The organism is Sphingopyxis sp., assembly GCF_035565275.1.
Lineage (GTDB): Bacteria > Pseudomonadota > Alphaproteobacteria > Sphingomonadales > Sphingomonadaceae > Sphingopyxis.
The window spans coordinates 11,809-31,997 of the sequence record NZ_DATMST010000250.1; the positions used below are offsets into that span (position 1 = coordinate 11,809).

At 62.7% G+C, this 20,189-nt stretch carries 14 protein-coding genes; 8 read left to right on the forward strand and 6 right to left on the reverse strand.

The genetic code is table 11. The features are described from left to right. Positions 1-42: 42 nt before the first annotated feature. Genes VN047_RS17125 through VN047_RS17140 form a run of 4 tightly spaced genes read right to left on the reverse strand, consistent with a single transcriptional unit; the run spans position 43 to position 4,042 of the window. Complete coding sequence (locus VN047_RS17125) at positions 43-858, reverse strand: CpsD/CapB family tyrosine-protein kinase (RefSeq protein ID WP_325544780.1); 816 nt, start codon at positions 856-858, stop codon at positions 43-45. Next, positions 848-2,347: a lipopolysaccharide biosynthesis protein gene (locus VN047_RS17130; RefSeq protein ID WP_325544782.1), complete on the reverse strand. Its 1,500-nt coding sequence runs from the start codon at positions 2,345-2,347 to the stop codon at positions 848-850. The genes VN047_RS17125 and VN047_RS17130 overlap by 11 nt, the downstream gene beginning before the upstream one ends. Next, a complete protein-coding gene (locus VN047_RS17135; RefSeq protein WP_325544784.1) occupies positions 2,344-3,516 on the reverse strand; it encodes a hypothetical protein in 1,173 nt (390 codons plus the stop codon). Before VN047_RS17135 ends, VN047_RS17130 begins: the two co-directional genes overlap by 4 nt. Then, positions 3,497-4,042 (reverse strand): polysaccharide biosynthesis/export family protein, encoded by a 546-nt coding sequence (locus VN047_RS17140; RefSeq protein ID WP_325544785.1) that lies wholly within the window; start codon positions 4,040-4,042, stop codon positions 3,497-3,499. The genes VN047_RS17135 and VN047_RS17140 overlap by 20 nt, the downstream gene beginning before the upstream one ends. Before the next feature lie 469 nt (positions 4,043-4,511). On the opposite strand from VN047_RS17140, the gene VN047_RS17145 reads away from it, so the two are divergent. The 4 genes from VN047_RS17145 to VN047_RS17160 all read left to right on the forward strand — a co-directional run bounded on the left by VN047_RS17145 (position 4,512) and on the right by VN047_RS17160 (position 9,664). After that, complete coding sequence (locus VN047_RS17145; RefSeq protein WP_325544787.1) at positions 4,512-5,234, forward strand: WecB/TagA/CpsF family glycosyltransferase; 723 nt, start codon at positions 4,512-4,514, stop codon at positions 5,232-5,234. A 74-nt stretch (positions 5,235-5,308) separates the two neighbouring features. Further along, positions 5,309-6,388, forward strand: a complete 1,080-nt coding sequence (locus VN047_RS17150) for a hypothetical protein (RefSeq protein ID WP_325544789.1) — start codon at positions 5,309-5,311, stop codon at positions 6,386-6,388. Positions 6,389-6,542: 154 nt separating this feature from the next. Beyond that, positions 6,543-8,069, forward strand: coding sequence for a hypothetical protein (locus VN047_RS17155; RefSeq protein WP_325544791.1), 1,527 nt, complete (start codon positions 6,543-6,545; stop codon positions 8,067-8,069). Continuing rightward, the gene (locus VN047_RS17160; RefSeq protein WP_325544793.1) at positions 8,069-9,664 is read left to right on the forward strand and encodes an O-antigen ligase family protein; all 1,596 of its coding nucleotides are present in this window, start codon (positions 8,069-8,071) and stop codon (positions 9,662-9,664) included. Before VN047_RS17155 ends, VN047_RS17160 begins: the two co-directional genes overlap by 1 nt. Positions 9,665-9,737: 73 nt before the next feature. Here the strand turns inward: VN047_RS17160 and VN047_RS17165 are convergent, their stop codons facing one another. Continuing rightward, positions 9,738-11,120, reverse strand: a complete 1,383-nt coding sequence (locus VN047_RS17165) for an oligosaccharide flippase family protein (protein WP_325544795.1) — start codon at positions 11,118-11,120, stop codon at positions 9,738-9,740. Continuing rightward, a complete protein-coding gene (locus tag VN047_RS17170) occupies positions 11,117-12,337 on the reverse strand; it encodes a glycosyltransferase family 4 protein (RefSeq protein WP_325544797.1) in 1,221 nt (406 codons plus the stop codon). Before VN047_RS17170 ends, VN047_RS17165 begins: the two co-directional genes overlap by 4 nt. Before the next feature lie 189 nt (positions 12,338-12,526). Here VN047_RS17170 and VN047_RS17175 point away from each other — a divergent pair, with 189 nt between their 5' ends. The 4 genes from VN047_RS17175 (at position 12,527) to VN047_RS17190 (ending at position 20,186) form a co-directional block, all read left to right on the forward strand. Beyond that, positions 12,527-13,348 (forward strand): 2OG-Fe(II) oxygenase, encoded by an 822-nt coding sequence (locus VN047_RS17175; protein ID WP_325544799.1) that lies wholly within the window; start codon positions 12,527-12,529, stop codon positions 13,346-13,348. A gap of 39 nt (positions 13,349-13,387) precedes the next feature. Beyond that, positions 13,388-14,548, forward strand: coding sequence for a glycosyltransferase family 2 protein (locus VN047_RS17180; protein ID WP_325544801.1), 1,161 nt, complete (start codon positions 13,388-13,390; stop codon positions 14,546-14,548). After that, positions 14,545-15,462: a glycosyltransferase family 2 protein gene (locus VN047_RS17185; protein ID WP_325544803.1), complete on the forward strand. Its 918-nt coding sequence runs from the start codon at positions 14,545-14,547 to the stop codon at positions 15,460-15,462. The genes VN047_RS17180 and VN047_RS17185 overlap by 4 nt, the downstream gene beginning before the upstream one ends. 110 nt (positions 15,463-15,572) lie before the next feature. Further along, positions 15,573-20,186: a MupA/Atu3671 family FMN-dependent luciferase-like monooxygenase gene (locus tag VN047_RS17190; protein WP_325544805.1), complete on the forward strand. Its 4,614-nt coding sequence runs from the start codon at positions 15,573-15,575 to the stop codon at positions 20,184-20,186. Positions 20,187-20,189 lie beyond the last annotated feature (3 nt).

The window sequence follows — 20,189 nt, forward strand, 5'->3', positions numbered from 1 at the left end:
AAAGGCCTGCCGCGCGGTTCAGGGCGGGGTGATCAGGCCCTCTCAAGCCGGTTGATGCACGGTCTCCAACAGATAATAGTCGCCATATTCAGACGTCTGCGGCGGACTGGAGATGGACATGTTGAGCACGGTACCGATCACCGGCGTCGGATTGAGCGATTTGATGGTGTTCATCAAGGCGCGCCTGGAGGTACGCGCTTCCTGAACGACCATGATGACGCTCTCGATCGCGGGAGCAATCAGCATGATGTCGTCGTGAATCACCGCCGGCGGCGTGTCGATGATGCAGATCGGCTGATCTTCCGAATTGCGAAGGGCGTCGGTCATCTCGGTCAGCTTGCTGGTGGATAGCAGGGCCTCGGGATTGGGCGTGGCGTTGCGCACACGATGAACCGTGAGGTCGGTACCGTGAATGTGGATGCCCGTTTCCTGAAGCCCGACATATCCCGCAAGATAATCGTCGATCCCGGCATGAAAGCCCGGCAGCCCAAGGCACTGCCCGACGGAGGGGCGCCGCAGATCCAGTTCGACCAGCACTGTCGGATGAATACGCGCCATTGCCGCCGCCAGATTGACCGCGACATGCGTCTTCCCGTTGCCGGGCTGAACCGACATGATCGCAAAAACCCGCTTGCCCGTGCACCGGACGTGCTTGAGCAATTGGGATCTCAGGACAGAGAAGGGGTGGACGTCCTCGCTGTTCGTGGGCTCGAAGCCGACGATCAGGTTGCGGTGAAGCAACTCGAGGTCCAGCATGTGATCCCTTATGGGGCCCAGCTTTTGATCCGGCGCGGCAGCCGCATCGCCGGCGATCGGGTTCAGCGGAACGATTTTTCCGGTTTCAGCTTCAGCGTGCATGGCGTCCTGCTTTCTGAAAATAACTGGCCCAATTGCTTGCATTCGCGTGAGCCCTGAGTCGGCTGATCCACGCATGGAGGCGCGCGTAGGGTTGCGGGCGGTCGGCTGCCGGAATGACCGTCAGGGGCGGTGCTCCGAGCAGACGGGTCAACGTTTCGGCACCATGGATCGTACCCGCCGAGAGTTCGTAGGCGAGGATCGACCCAACGCCGATCACCAGCCCGGCGAACAGGCCCGCAAGCAGGATTGCGGCGGGATGCGCGCCCAGCGGGTGATGGGGCATGCTGGATTCATCGACGACCGAGAAGCGCTCGCCCTTGTCTTCGGACTGGAGCGTTACCGACACCTGCGCGTCGAGCTGCTTTTCCCGCAACGCTTCATATTGCCGGCGAATATTCTCATACTCCCGCTCGATCATGTTCAGCTCATAGGCCGCCTGCGGGGCTTGCGCGGTGCGGCGTTCCATATCCGCAATGGATTGCACCAGTTCGGCGCGCCGCACGGAAAGCATCCGGGTGCGGGCATGGCTGGCAGCGATCTCGCGCTGGATCACACTGGGGCCTTGCGCCGCCTGCTCCTGGCGTAGCGCGGCGCGCTGCTGTCTTACCGCCGCGCGGGCGGCGATGACTTCCGGATAATCGTCGGCATATACCGCCGAGAGCTGGCTCAACCGCTCTTCGGCCCGACGCAGCGCGTCGATGCCCGGCGGGGTGCGCGTGTCTTCGTCGGCGCGGGCCGCAAGAAGGCTGGCCTGCTGTGAAAGCCCCTGCGTTTCCGCATCGATACGCGACACTTCGGCGCGCAAGGCGGAGTGCGATTGGGCACTCATCGCGACCTGATCCGGCAAGCCTCCGGCATAACGGGCCTCGACTTCGCGCCGCTTGTCTTCGAGGCTGGCAAGTTGACGGCGAAGCTCATCGGCCCGCCGTCCCAGAAAGGCCGCGGTGCCGGTGACCTGTTCGGTACGGAACCGTTTGTCCTCCACCAGAAAAGTGTTCGTCAATTGACGGGTAACGGCCTGAGCCTTTGCAGGATCAAAATAGGTGAAGGAGAGAGTGAAGGCGATTGTCGAACCGCCACCGCCCGGCTGTCCTTCGTTCGCGCCCACCAGATCGACCTTGATCGCCTTGCGGACCAGATCGAGCAGGTCGTCGATCGGCATGTTCGGGCGTTGATCGGGAAAAAGGTTATTGTCTTCGACCAGCGCGGCAAGACTCTCGCGGCTCAGGATCTGCTGGCGGATCTTGGCGATGCGTTCGTTCGCAATATGGGCGAGCGGGGAGGCGACGACGGTGGTCGGGATCTGCTGGGAATCGATCAGAAGGGTCGCCGTCGATCGGTACTGGTCTTTTTGAAGCAGGATCGCGGTCGCCGCCACGAGCAGCCCCAGCAACACCGGCACGATCACCCAAAGGCGCTTGCGGTAGAGCGCGGCGATGATCTCGCGTGGGAAGATGCCCAGACCTTCGGTGTCCTGCTCCGCGCTCATGGGCGTGCTCCTCTTATTGATAGACCGATCTGAAAGATGAATGCGTCGGCCTTTTCGCCCGCGCGCCGGTTGCGCTGCAGATAGGCGAGACTGGGGGTCAGATAGACGTTGCGGCGGACGCGGTGCTCATACCGGATCGAGCTGGCAAAGACGCGGGCGGCGGCGTCATATCCGGGAAGCCTGGCGCGACGGTAATCCGCTTCGGCGCTGACGGTCCCGAACTCCGACATCCGGTGGCGGATATCGGCTCCCACCGAAAACTCGCGCTGAAGGCCGCCGAGGCCGCTGACCTCGCTGCCGATCGCGGTCCGGATACAGGCCGTGGTCTGCGCAGGCTCGTAACAAAGATGGGCAGCGCCATTAAACCGGGCCCGGCTCTCTCGTGCCAGGCTCACCGGGGCGTACAGTTTGGACCATTCGATGCCAAGCTGCGTGCCGCCATACCAATATGCCGAAAAGCGCCGGACGGCCGTGGCGTTCAGCGACGTGACCGACGTGTCCTCGCCGCCCAGAACATTGCTCATGGTCCTGTGCGCCTGCACCCCTACCGTCAGCTTTTCATCCAGTCGCCTGCTGGCGGCGATGCCGAAATCGAAAGCCTTGGTCGTGTCGAGCAGCGTGGAGCCCGGATATCGCAGCCGGCGCCAGCCTCCGTCTCCCACAATCGTGGTTATCGCATTGGGGCTCCACGCCACGGACGTGCGGGCATCGACGCTTTCGCGGATGCTGCGGGTATCGACGGCGAAGTCGATGCTGTCGGTCAGGGAGTCGGATATGAGATCGCGTGCATAGATTGCCCGGCCGGTGACAGTCAGATGTTCGTTGCGGCGGTGGCGGACCTGCAGATCCGAACGCCCCGTCACGAAATTGCCATAGCGCCTGCTGTACTGACGAACGCCGACCTCACCCGTGAAATCGAGATTGGTCCTGGGATCGAGGTTCAACTCGGCACGCGGTCTTGCGACGAGCTCGACCGCTCCGGTCGCCCGCTCCTTCTCCGTGGTCAGGAACGGGTTGTCCGATACAAGAACATTCGCGTCGAATTCCAACGTGATCGCGGATCGCGCCTCACTCTTCACGGCAAGGGAAAATGCCACCAGAAGAGCAAGGAATCCGACCGCAATCAGACGCGAAGCCGCCTCGATATGGTCAGGGAATGACAAGAACATCGCCGCTCAGCAGCATGGGGAGCGGGTTGCTCAACATGCCCGCGTCCATTGCGCGCCCGCCTTTGAGGATGGTCGATAGCCTGACCGGTTCGACGACCTGCCCGGCGGGGGTCTGGCGCAGGATCACGGCATTCTTGATGTCGGCGAATTCGGCTGTGCCGCCCGCCATGCTGAGCGCCTGCAGGATGTTGACCGAGGTTCCGCTCGTATAGCTGCCCGGCGTCCGGACTTTCCCGACAACGTAAAATCGCATTCCGGTCGCGTCGCGGACCGACACCGTCACATCCGGAACCGACGACCGGTAATTGACCGTGATGCGTTCGCGAATCTCGGCGGCGATATCGGTCACATTGCGATCGCGAGCCTGTATGGTGCCTGCGAGCGGGAAGGCGAATGTGCCGTCCGGCTGCACCCGCACGGCGCGTTGCATCCGTTCTTCGCCCCAGACGAAGATGTCCAGTTCGTCTCCCGCGTTGACCAGATACTGGCTCTGCTGACCGGCGCCCGCCGCGGCTTCCGGGGCCATGGAGCCTTGCTGGGCGACGGCCTGGCCATGGAGTGCCATCCCGATGCAGGCTACCGCCGAGCAGGCAGACCTGACGGGATTCTTGGAGCGACGGTCTGCGGCTTCACGGCGTGTTGAGAACACGATTTCGACTCCCGGAACAATTGATCGGAGACCATCCTACTTCTCCATCTTGTCACCCGAAATTCGATGATTGCGGTCCTTCCTATGGGGTGGGGATAATTCAGATGCCTTTTTATGTGGCACGCACTGTCCCGGAGGCGGCCGCGGTTCCTCGTCCCATTGGGCATAATCGGAAGGGGATTCGCCTAGCAGAATTGGCGCGTCATATCTGCATAATGCGGCATGGTTCGCGTGCATTTCCGATGCGCGCGGCTGTCGTCTCTATCGCAAGAGGTTCGCCGCCTTGGCAACGTTGCATGCATCGCCAACATCGTCCGATCGCATGGGCCATGATGCGAGCGTCTTCATGGACCTCGCTTTCACGCCGCTGGCGATGCCTTCGGTGCTGAAAGCGATCGGCGCGCGGGGCGAAGATGCCCCGTTCGCCTATGTCGTGACGCCCAATGTCGATCATGTGGTGCGGCTGCAGCGCCGCCGGTCGGACCTGTGGCCGGCTTATCGTTCGGCATGGGCGACCTTGTGCGACAGCAGGATCATCGCGCTTCTGGCCCGTAACCTGGGCATCGCCTTGCCGGTTGTCCCGGGCAGCGACCTGACGCAGCAGATTTTCGAAAACGCCATCCAGCCGCACGACAAGATCGCGATCATCGGCGGCCACGCGGCGATGATCGGCCGGCTTTCCGGACAATATGGTCTCGAGAATGTGCATCACTACGATCCCCCCATGGGTTTCATCAAGGATCCGGTCGAGGTGATGCGGACCGTGCGGTTCGTCATCGACACCGGTGCGCGTTATTCCTTTTTTGCGGTGGGATCTCCCCAGCAGGAAATTCTTGCCTATCGCGTGAAACAGGCCGGCGGAGCCCGCGGTACCGGTTTCTGCGTCGGCGCCAGCCTCGATTTCCTCACCGGCGCCCAGAAGCGCGCGCCGCGGTTCATGCAGATGCTGGCAATGGAATGGCTCCACCGCCTTGCTTCCAATCCCGCGCGAATGTGGCGGAGATACCTGTACGACGGACCCGGCATCTTTCAGATCGCGCGGGACTGGAAACGCGGTGAGGGCCGGTGATGCGGACAAGCGCGCCGAAACTGCCGGGCTGGCGTGTGGTCGCGGCGCTGTCGGTCGTCGGCTTGGGGGGATGCATGACTGACACGAGCCCCCGCGCCCCGACGGGCATCTTCTCGGCCGCGTACGGCTCCGCAGACGATAGCCCGCGGAAACTGTTCATTTCCGGCCATAGTCTGACCGACCGGCCGCTCCCCGATTTTCTTGCGGCTCTGGCGGGCGGAGCTGGGCATGCGCTGGAATGGAATATGCAGCATCTGGAGGGTTCTTCGCTGCGCATGCGCACGCAGGGCAGCGGTCCGGGGGACCATAGTGGCTATCGTCAGGGGACCGACCGCAACCGGCAGCCGATCGACGTGCTGGATGAACTCGGGCGGCGGCCCGCCGAGCCTCCCTATGACACGCTGATCCTTACCGAAGTGCACACGCTTCTGGAAAGCCTGATCTGGAACGACACCATAGGCCATGCCGTGGACTATGAGGCCCGCTTCTTCGCCTCGAATCCCGGCGGGCAAACCTATCTCTATGCGGCCTGGCTCAATGTCGATGACCTCGACGATCCGAAGAACTGGATCGCTTATGAAGATGCAGCGACCAGAGCCTGGCAATGCACCGCCATACAGATCAACGATCGCCTTGCGGCCAAGGGGCGGACACGGCCGGTACGCCTCATACCGGCAGGTCCGGCGCTGGCCGCGCTGGTGGAGCGGGCCGTGTCGAAAGAGGGCGTGAAGGGGCTCAGTGCCTCGACACCTCGCGCGACGATGGAACGGCTTTTCAGGGACGATGTTCATCTGACCCCGCTTGGGAACTACTACATGGCGCTGGTGACCTATGTGGCGCTTTACGGCGACTTGCCCGCGGATCCGTGGCCTTCCGATCTCGATCCGTTGCTTGCTCGCGAACTACAGGTCTTCGCCGGTCGCTTTATGACGCGGTGGCACGAGGAACAGGCGCGCGTGCCGATCAATTGCTCGCAATATCTCGCGGACGAGTTCGCCGGGACCTATCTTTCCTATGTCCGCGATACAAAATGGCGCGAAGCGGACGGACGGCTCCGTGCCCATTACAAATGGGCACGTTTCTCCATGGAGTGGCCGCGTCTGTTGCGCGGAGACAGTCCGCAGAATCCCTTTCGGGCGGGTGACTCCGGATGAGGGACCCGACATGTCAATCGCCGGGCTCAAGAGCGGGGAAGCGATATGAGCATCCGCGTGCCTTTTCCGGGTACACAATGCTCAGCGGGAGATCGAAACCATGGCACAGAGCGGCGCGGGCATTCGCTCATCCATCTTCCGGGAAAGTCGATCGTTGAAGTTGGGGGCATTCATACTCGCCGCCGCAATGGCCGCTGCCGTCTTTTTCTCGGTCGTCGGCAAGGCAGACTCGGCCGAAGAGGCGAAGCCGCCCCCGCCGTTGGCGTCGGACGCGCGTACGGAACTGGGCATCAACCTGTTCGGACTTGCCAATTTCAACCGGGATCAGGTCTATCTGAATCTTATCACCCAGAGCGAATGGTTCTCGTCACACGGCGATGGCTGGACGCTGATGCCGAAGGAGCAGCTGGACCGGAATGGCTGGGTACGGGAGCTCAAGCCCGGACAGACGGCACCAAGGCCCCTGATCATGCCCCCGGCGCCATTTCGTACCGTGCAGGTTCGCTGTGAATATAAGGGGCACGGAGAAATCGCGGCGGGTGGCGTGGCACGCGTCCAGTCGCAAGGGGAAGGCTGGCTGACGCTCGACCTGTCGCCGACGGGAGCCGCGGACGAAGGTGGCTGGATCGAACTCGTCAGGACCGACGCGGCGAACCCGGTGCGCGATGTCGATTGCCGCGACGTTGCCTTTCCGCGCGGCGAACGCTTCCATCCGGCATTTCTGAAGTTCGTTCAGGATTTCAAGGTCGTCCGCTTTCTCGATTGGCAGCGGACCAACGACAATGCCGAAGTAGACTGGGCCGATCGGGCCACGCCCGAACATTCGAGTCAAGTCACGCCCTCCGGCGCGGCGATCGAAGATATGATTGCGGTCGCCAACCGGACCGGAGCCGACCCGTGGTTCCTCATGCCCTACAAGGCCGACGAGCAATATATTCGCGAATTCGCGCTGTTGGTCCACGACAAGCTCGATCCGGAACGAACCGTCTATGTCGAACTGGGCAATGAAGTGTGGAACGACATGTTCGACGCGGCGCAGCAGGCACAGCGCGAAGGCATGATGATGAAGCTCGGCGGCGGCGACGCCAAGCGTGCGCAGATGATCCGCTATGCGCAGAAGGTACGCGCGGCGATGAAGGTCTGGACCGAGGTTTACGCTGACAGGCCTGACCATCTCGTCAGGGTTGCGGCGAGTCAGCATGCCTATCCGGACCTCGCCAATATCATTCTCGAGGATGCCGATACCGTGCGCTGGGTCGACGCACTGGCTACGGCCCCCTACATCTGGTTCGACCTCAAAGGTTTCGGCACTGGCGATCTCGACAAGATATTTGCCGCGATGCCCGGGGCCATCGACCACACCATGAAATTTGCCGACGAGAACAGGGCGATCGCCGCGAAACACGCGAAACGATTCATCGCCTATGAAGGCGGCCAGCATCTTGTGACCTCAGATATCGCGCTTGCCCGCGCGGTACAGCGCGATCCGCGCATGGCCGGCGTTTACGAGCGCTATCTCGCCGAATGGGACAAGCGGGTTCGCAGCACCTTGACGCTCTATGCGTCCACGGCGCCGATCGCGGACTATGGTTCGTGGGGATTGACGGAATATGCCGGACAGCCGCTGGACCAGACACCCAAGCTTCGCGCAGTGAAGAAGTTTCAGACGGGGCGCCGCTGATGCCCGTGCCGATCATCATTCTGACCGGACTTGCCCTGGTCGTTCGCGTGGCGCTGGGCGGCTATCAGATCGTCAAACCCAGCCTGTTCGTGGGCACGGTCAGCGCCACGGCGATCTGCCTGTTTCTGTTCTGCCTCAAGAAGGATATTCGCAAGCCGATCGAAATACAGATGCTGGTGATCGCGGTGGCGATGCCGGTGTTGGCGTGGTCCGCGCCCACGCTTCCTTTGCTGTTTATCTGCATGTGTTTCTGGGTGCCGTTCGCCGCCGGGCGCTTCAGCCTTATCGTCCCGGTCTATCTGTTCAGCCTGCTATTGCTGCCAGCTCTCGACGACACGCTCTGGCTGGGGTCGCTCAAACTGGTCGAGTTCGGCGTGCACGACGCGCTGGCGCTGGGTGCGGCAGTGGCAGTCTTTGCAAATCCGGGCAAAGCCAGGTGCCGCGTCGAATGGGACATCATTGTCCTTTCGGTGGTATTCATGATCAGCATGGCCATCGCGCGCGAGACGACCATCTCGCATCATTTTCGCGCCCTCGCGGAAACGTCGCTCGACCTCGCCTTGCCATATTACATCGTCAGCCGCGGGCTGCGCACCAGCGAAGATTTGAGATCTGCCATGCTCTGGTTGGGCGCTGGCGGGGTAGTCATCGCTGCACTCCTTGTCTTCGAAGTGTGGAAGGGGTGGCCGATCTTCAATGAACTCTATCGTGTCTATGAATTGCCGACTCTGCTTCTCGTGAAAGTCAGGGCGGGGTTGATACGTGCCGGCGGCCCCTTTGGAGAGCCGACCTCGGTGGCGATGGTTCTGGCGATTTGTGCGCTGGCCCTTTACCTGTCGCGCGACTATTTCCGTAATCGTCGCACCTATATGCTGCTGATGGCCGTCATAGTAATCGGGCTGATCGCGCCTCAGTCGCGTGGTGCCTGGATCGGCGTGTGCATCGCGATTGCCGCGGCGGATATCCTGCGCGGTCATCATGTCCAGTTGGCCCGGAAGTTGTTTGTGGTTGGCGGCGCGATTTCCTGTCTGTTTCTCGCCGCACAATTCTCGTCCTACCTGTCGGAAACGCTGGGCCTCTCCGGAGGGTCGAGCGCGTCGTCGGATTACCGCCGTCTGCTGCTCCATCGGGGATTGGAAGAGTTTGCGAACCACCCGATACTCGGCCATTCCATGCAGGAACTGCAGCCCCGGATTCCCGATCTGGTCCAGGGCGAGGGGATCATCGATTTCGTCAACGCCTATATCTGGATCATGCTGATTGCCGGCTTGGTCGGCCTCGTCATCTTCGTTGGGCCTTTCATCCATTTCCTGATCGGCATTCTCCGTTCCGGACGGTTCCGGGGAGCAAGGAAGCGCGACGTCGAGGCCGGCGTGTTTGTCTTCGGCGCGCTGTTGATGTTCATGGAAATGTTGTTCTTCACCTCCTTCGGAACGACACGGCCGTCCTTCTATCTGTTCGCCTTGTTCGGCTTCGCCGCGGCCTTCCTCAGATTGCAGCGCCAACCCCATCTCTCGGCGCTGCCGGAGGAGCCGCGGGAAAAGCCGGCACCGCCGGTTCCCACGACGGGCCTGACGCCGCTTCTGTCGGATTAGGCGTTCGGCCATGGTTGACGCAGACGCCAGAGGGGCTGTGTCGCCTCCTCCGCCCGCGCAACAGCGAAAAGATCTAGACGAAGGGACGGATCAGTCGATCGCCTACCGCGCCGACAATGATCCCGGCGCCACCCGCTGCCAGAAAAAGCAGTTCCTGCCGGAGGTCCAGAAACTTCAGCCGGTGCATCTGGTTCCATTTGAGGATGACGGGAGGGATTTCCATCAATCCGACAGCGAGCACGAGGCCCAAGACCCCTCCCAGCGCATAGCCTGCAGGACCGGCAACACAGAACCATACCAGTTTTGCGACGTTCGCCTGGAAGGTCGCCTTGATATGCCCGGTTGCGGTCAGCGTTTCGTTGCCGGCGTATGATGCGAGTGCGAACAGCGGCGCGATCGCCAGTATCTGCAGATAGATGGCCGACGCTGCGTACCGCGGATCGTACAGCACGGCGATAACCAGCGGTGCGCTGCCGATCAGCCCGCCTGCGGCGAAGCAGTAGAGCAGCGACGGCAGGCGCCGTTTGGCGTAGAATAGCGCTCGCAGATTTTCCTCCCCGTCGCGCCAAGCCTGCGAATAGGTAGGAAACAATACCCGGCTGGCATAGGCGGTCGTGAAGGCGAGCGGGGCAGCGGCGAGGTTCCCGGCAAGGATGTAGAAGCCGAAATCGTCCAGCGACATCAAACTGCCCAGCGCGAATTTATCGCTCTGCAACAACAGCAGGGTGATGATGCTGGAACCCGTCACGAAACGCGCAAATTCCCAAAGCTCGCGGACATAGAGTCTGTCGAGCGCCGGCTTTCGCAGGGAGTTGGGGAATAACAGGTAGCTGAGCGACGTTTTGAACGCGCTGCCAATGAGCATGCTTACCAGAATGGCCCAATAGCTTCGCCAGAGATAGGCGAGGACGAAGGACAACAAAATCTGCAGCACGAGCACGGCCATCTCGATCAGCGAAAGCTTCAGCACCTTCCGGTGGCGTAGCGCCGTCAGCAGCGTAAGCGAGGCGAACCCTTCGATCACGAAGACGAGGGCAGATACTTCGATGAGGGATGCCAGTTCCGGCTTGCCGAACAATCCGGCGAGGGTCGGGGCGAGCATAAACGCAGCGCCGGTCAGGATGACCGACCGCAACACGGCCATTGTCCATATCGTATCGAGGAAGCGCGGTTTGTCCCCGTCGGGATGCCGCACGACGAAGGCCTGAAAGCCCAGATCCGACACCATGCCGAAAGCGAAGACGATCGATGCGATAACGCCCGAGATGCCAAACACTTCGGGGACCAGAAGGCGCGTGAGAACCACGCTGCTGAAGGCACGCAGCAGATTGCCGAGAACCACCGAGATGACGACGACATTCGTGTCTCGAAGCGCCAGATCGCGCAGCTTGTGGCCGGGCGGAGTCCGTAGCGGCACAGAATCCTCGACAAGCGCGGATGCAGGCGGGGGTGTCATTCCTTCCCGGTCCGCAGCGTGGCTTCATAGCATTCGATCAGCTGCGCGCCGACCGTCTCGACAGAAAAAGTAGCGGCGCAGTGCCGCATCCCGTTTTCTCCAACCCGGGCGGCGGCTTCCGGATGATCGAACATCCAGCCCAGCCGCTCGGCCAGAGCATCGGGATCGCCCACCGGCGTCAGGAAGCCGGTTTCGCCGTGCCGGATGATTTCATCGCTGCCCGGCCAGTCGGTCGAGAGCATCGGGCTGCCCGCCGCGAGCCCTTCCAGCAGCGCATAGGGGAAATTTTCCACCCGCGAGGCCAGAACCGTGACGAAAGCTGTCTGACGCAGCCGGGCTATTTCGACTGGCGTCAGGGTGCCGGTGAGTTCGATCTGCCGGACGGTCTCGGGCGAGAGGTTGCTGCGGGCATAATCCTCGAAACCGGCAAGCTGCCCTGGTCCCGTTTCGATACCGATCCGGGGACCGACCAGAGTCAGCTTCGCATCGGGATGGCGGCGCAGCAACTGTTCGAACGCGAGGAGCATCGTATCGGCTCCTTTCCAGTAATCGAAGCGGCCGACCATCAAGATTCGCTTGCGATCGCAGTCCTCCAGATTCCAGCGATTCTTTTCCGGTGCGGGGCGAATGGGATTGGGGATCACCGCATCACAATTCCGGGATGCCCGCCGGTAGTTTTCGCAAGTGACCTTCATCATCGCACGCGTGGGAGCGGTGAGGGTCAGCGAGGATCGCACGGCGCGGCCTTCGGTCTGGCAGCGTTGCAGGTCGTTGAGCTTTTCCCTGACCGTGCGCGGCTTGACCGGCTTCAGAAAATGAGGGCCGTGCAGGCGCGTGACGACCGGAATGCCCGTCAGCCGCCTTACCGTGTCCGACCAGCCGAAGCTCTCTTCCATTTCAACGATGTCGATCGGGTCGATTCGGTGTGCCGCCTCGACTTGAGCCGCCAGCAACTGGCCCCGGCCGGGCAATCCTCCATGGAAAGTGTCAAGCCGCCGCGAGATGCGCCGCTGCAGACGGTCGATACCGCCAAGCGTGTCGATCGGCGCAAGCAGGGGCACGTCGACGCCGCGGCTCGGAAAGAGCCGTCCATCGGACAGTATCGTCACCCTGTGCCCCTTGCCGATAAGGTGATCCCTTACCGTGGAGACATAGCTGACAATTCCGTTCGCCGCCCCCGCAGGTGGCCAGGTGGGAGAATAAAGTGCGATATGCACCGATGTCGTCTCCGGGATTTTCCGTGAGCTATTCTAACCTCGCCTCTCTTTTCTGTCGATTATGAGAACTCCCAAGGTGATTTCCCCCGGCTTGCTCCCCGATCCGCCAGCGTGTCTCATATGCCCCGATAATCCTGCCGCCCCATTCCGTGGAAAATTTGCTGGCAGGTCGACACGAACGAGATGGGAATGCATGTACTCGGTTTAACCGATCTGGGCGGATATCGGTGCTTCGATGCCGATCAATGCCGTGTGGCCGGTGATGCCTGGGGGGAGCAGTATCGGGCGAATCAGCCCTTTCCGCATATCGTCCTCGACGATTTTCTCGATCCCGACTTTCTTCGCGGTGTTGCTGCGGAATTCCCCGACAGCGAGGGGCAAAGCTGCTTCATGCGCGAGCAGGAGCGATTGAAGTTCCAGTTCCGCCCTGACGAGTGTCAGGGGCCATTGACGCGGATTTTATTCGCGGAGCTGAATTCTCGCGCCTTTTTGGCTTTCCTTTCCGGGCTGACCGGGATCGCCGGGCTGATTCCCGATCCGTACCATGCGGGCGCCGGACTGCACGAAACCAGGCAGGGTGGGCATCTCAGCATCCATGCCGATTTCCCTCATCACAAGGAAATGGGCGTGAACCGTCGGCTCAATCTCCTCATCTATCTCAATGAGGACTGGCGGGAGGAGTATGGCGGCGCGCTTGAACTTTGGGACAAGAATATGCGCGCGGCGGCGCGGCGGATCTTGCCGGTATTTGGCCGTGCGGTGATATTTTCGACTGATCGCGATACATTCCACGGCCATCCCGACCCGCTCTCCTGCCCCGACGATCGCTCACGCCGCTCTATCGCGACCTATTATTATACCGCTCGCGCTGAAAATGACGGGCTGATCGAACGGACGACCGATTTCCGCCAGCGCCCCGGAAGCGCAGACAAGCGGGACTGGCGGGTGATGCTGCAACATCTGAAGGCCGACTGGCTGCCACCCGCGTTGCAACGGCGAAGGGAAGGGTGACATCATGCCGAGGGGGCTTGGTGTCGGGGAAGGCAAGCGGTGATTGTCGCGGTCCTTTGCGTATGCGTGGCGGCGCTGGTGGCGCTTCTCGCGCTGGAGTGCCTGCTTGGCGTCAAGCGACAGGGCCCGCTCGCCTTGCGCGCGACGATGAAGCAACCGGATTTCACCGTGCTGATGCCGGCGCATGACGAGGCGCACGGTATCGCGCAGTCAATTGCGGCGGTCATGGCGCAGCTGAGTGACCGGGACAGGCTTCTGGTGGTTGCCGATAATTGCAGTGACGATACCGCGCATATCGCGCGTACCATGGGTGCGGAGGTGGTTGAACGTTTCGATCCGTCGCTCCGCGGCAAGGGCTATGCGCTCGAGTTCGGTCGCGCCTGCCTTTGCGGCAGTGCCGGCGATGTGGTCATCGTGCTCGACGCGGATTGCATCGCGGAAAAGGATGCGTTGGCGCGGCTCGCCACCGCGGCTTTCGCGCGGGATGCTGTGGTGCAGGGCGCCTATCTGCTTATGCCCCGCCCCGATGCCTCGGCCAAGGTGCGCATCTCCTGTTTCGCGTTTCTGATCAAAAATCTGGTGCGCCAGCGTGCGCTGAACCGCCTCGCCGGCGCCGCGTTGCTGCAGGGTTCCGGCATGGCGTTCCCGCGCCGGATTTTCGACAGCGTCGAGTGGAAAGCGGAATCGCTTGTCGAGGATCTCGACATGGGGGTGGATTTGCTGCTGGCGGGCGAGCGGGTCGTCTTCGAGGACTCTGCTGCATTTTTCAGCGACGCGAGTTCCGATGCGGGCACGGCGGGTCAGCGCAGGCGCTGGGAACATGGCATGCTGAATTCGATGGTGCGCCACGGACCGGCCCTGCTCCGACACGCGCTGGGGCGGGACGCGAGGCTGGCTTGGGTCGCGCTCGACTTGATGATCCCGCCGACGGTAATATTGATCGCTGGAGCGTTTCCGGTGCTCGCGATCGCGATCGCGATCGCGATGGCGGGGCTGGCCTTGCCGGTCGCATTGTTGGCATCGGCCCTGCTCCTGCTTGGCTTCGGCCTGGCGCGCGCGTGGCAAGCCGAAGGGCGCGCCATTCTGCCCCTGCAGAGCATCGGACAGATTCCAGCCTATATATTCTGGAAGCTGCCCATTGCCGCCCAGTTTATTTCTCGCCGCGAGAGGCAGTGGATACGGACGGAGCGCGAGCCGTGAGCGCCACGCCTCACCCCGCCGCGAGGTCGGCCCCGGTCGGTTTCGTTATTATCGGCCGTAACGAAGGCCACAGGCTTGCGACCTGTATCGACAGCGTGCTCAGGGAAGCGCAACTGGCGGTTTACGTCGATTCCGGTTCCGCCGATGGCAGTTGTGATCTTGCGCGTGCCCGCGGGTTGGCCGTGGTTGACCTTGACCCCGCGCGGCCGTTTACCGCGGCGCGCGCGCGTAACGCCGGAGCGGCATGGTTGATGGAGAACCATCCGGACCTGCAGTATATTCATTTCATCGATGGCGATTGCGAACTGGTGCCGGACTGGCTGGACGCAGCATTGGCGGCGATGCGCGCAGAGGCAGACCTCGCTTCGGTATGCGGCCGCAGACGCGAACGTTCTCCGGACGCGAGTCCCTACAACCAGCTATGCGATCGGGAATGGGATACGCCGGTCGGCATCGCCAGCACTTGTGGAGGAGATGCGCTGTTCCGTGTCGCCTCCTTCAAGCAGGTCGACGGTTTTTCGGAAGATCTGATCGCGGGCGAGGAGCCCGATCTTTGCCACCGTATCCGGCTCAACGGCTGGCGGATCCGGCGCATCGATCATGGCATGACCATTCACGACGCGGCGATGACCCAGTTTCACCAGTGGTGGCAGCGCAGCCGTCGTAGCGGCTATGCAACCGCCGAGGCATATAGTCGCAGGGGAGCCCACGAACCTTTGCTGGGCCGTCAGGTCGCCAGCAATACGCTGTGGGCGCTTCCGGTTTTCTGGCCGCTATGGCCTTTGCTGTGGCTCAGGGTCTATCTTAAGCAGGGGCCGCTGCAGGCCAGTTTCATCACATTGGGCAAGCTCCCGCACCTGCAGGGCCAGATCGACTTCTGGCGCCGCCGCCGCCGGCTGATCGAGTATAAATAATCGGCGCGAGATGCCGCCATTCCCTATTTTTACCACATGATTTGCCTACGGAGTTGTTGAAGTAGCTGCGTGCCGGCTTCCGACATACGATGTGTTCAAAGGAGAACACCATGGCGGGAACGGTGCCGCGCAGCATTTTGATCGGCCGCGAAACCCTGTTGGGCGAGTGCGGCAGGCTGTTGATCGACCAGCAGCACGAGATCGTTGCGGTCGTCGCGCCCGAAGGGCCCGCCGCCGCGTGGGCGCGTCGTACCGGGCTGCCGCTCTTTGCGCGACCCAAGGATCTGCTCGAAGCCGATCCGGGCCCGGTCGATTATCTGTTCAGCATCACCAATCTGTCCGTTCTGCCGGCAGATATTCTGGCGCTCGCATCGGTTGCCGCGATCAATTTCCACGATGGTCCGCTCCCCGCCTATGCCGGGCTCAATACGCCGAGCTGGGCGTTGCTGGCCGGCGAGCCCGAGCATGGGGTAACCTGGCATCTGATGACCGAAGATGTCGATTGCGGCGACATTCTGGCCAGTGAGGCGATCGCTGTCGAGGATGGCGAAACGTCGCTGTCGCTCAATACCAAATGTTTCGAGGCCGGTTTGCGGACCTTTGCAGCGCTCGCAGCGGATATGGACAGCGCGCTGGCACGCCGCCAGCCCGTGGCGGGCGCGCCCTTGCGTTTCTTCGGCAAGGAAGCAAGGCCCGCAGCGGCCGCGACCATCGACTGGCATGCGCCCGCGGAAGAGATCGCCCGGCAGGTGTCGGCGCTCGATTTCGGCGCCTATCGCAACCCGCTCGGTATCGCGAAGGCATTGCTGGGCCACCGGCTGTTGCTCGTGCGCGGCGTCACCGTGCTCGACAGCTGCAGCGGCGTGGCGCCGGGCACCGTGGTCGAGGCAGGGGAGGCGGCAATCGTCGCCACGGGAAGTCGCGACCTTCGTCTCGACCGGATCACCGGGGTCGACAGCGAACCGCTATCCGCGTCGTTTCTGAACGCAGGCGAGAGTTTCACGTCGCTGGAAGGCGAACGCCAGATCACGCTCGGCACGCTGGACAGTGCCGCGGCGCATTATGAAGGCTGGTGGCATCGCCGTCTTGCCGCGCTCGATCCCTTGCTGCTGCCACAGTTCCAGGCGACGGGTGGAGCCGGAGACGTCGCCCCTGTTGCCGCGGATCATTCCGTCGCGACGGGCCGGACGGCTTGTGACCTGCTGGCCGCCTGGGTCGCGTATCTCGGCCGCGTTGCGGATCGCGATTCCGTCGATATCGGTTACGTCGATCCGATCTACCGGTCGCGGCTCGAGGACGCTGCGCCATGGTTCGCGGATCAGATGCCGCTGCACGTCGCGATCGACTGGGAACAGCCGCTCGGCGTTTTCGCGGACCGGCTGGCGAACGAGATCGGGACAATGCACAGGGGCGTGGCCATCGCGCGCGATCTGATCGCGCGCATGCCCGATCTGCGCGGTTCGGCGGGCTTCGCCTGTCCCGTCTCGGTCGAGTTGGCCGACCAGCTAGATCAGGTCGTCGTGCCAGACGGCACGGTGCTGCATCTCGCGATCGCCAGCGATGGCAGCGCCTGCCGGTTGATCCACGACCCTGCGCGGATCGACGATGCCGCGGTTGCCGATCTGTGGACCGGTTTCGAAACGATGCTGGCTGCTTTCGATGCAGCGCCCGAGAGCGCGCTCGGCCGGCTTTCGCTGCTCGATGAAGCGGACTATCATCGCGTGATCCGGACATGGAATGCCGAAACCGGCGAAACGGCCGCGGTTGCGGGTGTCCATCACATGATCGCCGGGCAGGCGCGCCTTACGCCGGACCGGATTGCCGTCACCGCGCGTGGCCGCAGCCTGACCTATGCGGAGCTTGACGCGCGGGCGAACCGCCTTGCCCGCCACCTTCACGGGCTGGGCGTCGGACCCGACATATTGGTCGGCCTCAACGTCGAACGGTCGGTCGAGATGGCGGTCTGCGTGCTGGCGATCCACAAGGCTGGCGGGGCCTATGTTCCGCTCGATCCGGCCTATCCGCGCGACCGCCTGGCCCATATGATTTCAGACTCGGGCATGCCGGTCATCGTCACCCAGTCTTCGCTGGCCGGCGATCTGCCGCAAGCCGAGGCGCATCTTGTCTGCATCGATCAGCTGGACGCCGAGCTTTCGACCCTGTCCGCCGATCCCTTCGATGGTGGTGCGACCGGCGAGAATCTCGTCTATGCAATCTACACGTCGGGTTCGACCGGTCTGCCGAAGGGCGTGATGATCGAGCATCGGAACCTCGTCAATTTCTTTGCCGGAATGGATCGCAAGCTGGAGCCCGACGGCGTCTGGCTGGCGGTGACGAGCCTGAGTTTCGACATCTCGGTTCTCGAGATATGCTGGCCGCTGACCCGCGGCTATCATGTCGTTGTCGCCACCGAGCGCGAAGTGCGCGGCGAGGTCATATCGCGCGAAGGCAGCAAGGCGCCGCAGTTCAGCCTCTTCTATTTCGCGAGCTCGGACAGCACGAGCGCAGCTGACCAGTACCGACTGCTGATGGAAGGCGCCCGTTTTGCTGATGCCAACGGCTTCGAGGCTGTCTGGACGCCCGAACGGCATTTCCACGCCTTTGGCGGACCCTATCCCAATCCTGCCGTGATTTCGGCCGCACTGGCAGCATCGACCTCGCGGCTGAAGATTCGTGCCGGCAGCGTTGTCGCGACGCTGCACCATCCGGCGCGGATCGCGGAAGAATGGGCGCTGGTCGACAATCTGTCGGGCGGCCGTGTCGGGATCGCCTTTGCGTCAGGCTGGCAGCCGAACGACTTTATTTTCAATCCGGACAATTTCGCCGACCGTAACGGCGCGTTGAAGCGCTGCATGGACGACGTCCGCGCCCTGTGGCGCGGCGATGCGCGCAGTTTCCCCGGGCCGCTGGGCGACGTCGAGTTGCGCACCTATCCCCGTCCGGTGCAGCCCGAACTGCCCGTCTGGATCACATCGGCCGGCAACGTGCAGACTTTCGAAGAAGCGGGCCGTTCGGGCGCCAATGTGCTCACCCATCTGCTGGGACAGAGCGTCGAGGAAGTGGCCGGAAAAGTCGCCGCTTACCGCCGCGCCCGGGCAGAGGCGGGACACGCGGGCGAGGGGCATGTCACGCTGATGCTGCATTGCTTCGTCGGCGAAAATGCCGATGAGGTCCGTGCCATCGTTCAGCGCCCGCTGACCGAATATCTGCGCACGTCGACGAACTTGCTGAAGCAATATGCCTGGTCGTTCCCGACTTTCAAAAGCGCGACGGGCGCCGAAGCGAGCAACGAGCTCGATCTGTCCGGCCTCAGCGACGAGGAAACCGACGCGCTGCTCGGGCATGCGTTCAACCGTTATTTCGAAACCAGCGGGCTGTTCGGGACGCCGGAAGACTGCCTGCCGCTGGTCCGCAGCCTTCGCGGCATCGGCGTCGACGAGATCGGCTGCCTTGTCGACTTCGGCGTCGATACCGATACGGTCCTTGCCAGTCTGCCGACGCTCGATCGCCTGCGCCGCCTGTCCGCCGCCGAAGCCGAAGAGGCCGAAAACACGCTGCCCGAACTGATGGGCGAGCATGGCGTAACGCATCTTCAATGCACGCCGTCGCTGCTCAATGTGCTGGCCAGCGATGGCGCCGCCCGGCCGCATCTGGCCGAACTGAAACGTCTGATGGTCGGAGGGGAGGCGTTCCCGCCGCATCTTGCCCGCGACATGCTGTCGCTTGTCGAAGGCGCGGTCATGAACATGTACGGCCCGACCGAAACGACCATCTGGTCGACAGTCCACGCGCTGGGTGCAGGCGACGATTCACCGCCGCTCGGACGGCCGCTGCTCAATCAGCAGGTCTATATCCTGGACCGGCGGATGCAGCCGGTTCGGCCGGGAACTCCCGGCGAATTGATCATCGCCGGCGATGGCGTGGTGCGGGGCTATCTGAACCGCCCCGAACTGACGGCGGATCGTTTTATCGCCGATCCCGTATCATCGCAGGGGAGGGCCTATCGCACCGGCGATCTGGTGCGGCAGCGCCCGGACGGAACGCTGGAATTTCTTGGCCGGCTCGACCATCAGGTAAAGGTGCGCGGCTATCGCATCGAACTCGGCGAAATCGAGGCGCGGCTCGCCGAACATCCCGACGTGATCGAAGCAGTTGTCGTGGCGCATCGCGCCGCAGGGGCGGTCGATGCCCGGCTGGTCGCCTATCTGGCGGCGAACGGATCGCTGCCGAACGACATATTGCGGGATCATCTGCGCGCGAACCTGCCCGAGTTCATGGTGCCGTCGAGTTTCATTCAGATCGACGCATTGCCGAGGACGCCCAACGGCAAGATCGATCGCAAGGCGTTGCCCGACCCCGAAAGCGTCGTGATCGAGATTCCGGCAAGCCAGCCATCCGAACCGGCCAACGGGCTGGAGGCGCAGATACAGGGGGTATGGTGCGATCTGCTCAATCTGCCCCGCGTCGGGCTGCGCGACAATTTCTTCGATCTGGGCGGTCATTCGCTGCTTGCCGTCCAGCTTCACCGCCGCCTGTCGGCGGTTTCCGAAAAGCCCGTCTCGCTGACCGATATCTTCCGCTTTCCGACCGTGGCAACGCTTGCGGCCCATCTGTCGGTTTCGCAGCCGCAGGTCATCGCTGCGCGCGAGGGGCAGGATCGCGCGAGCAACCGGCGCGCAGCGCTCCAGCGGCGTGGCGCCGCGCGTGCCCTCGCCAGGAACTGATCG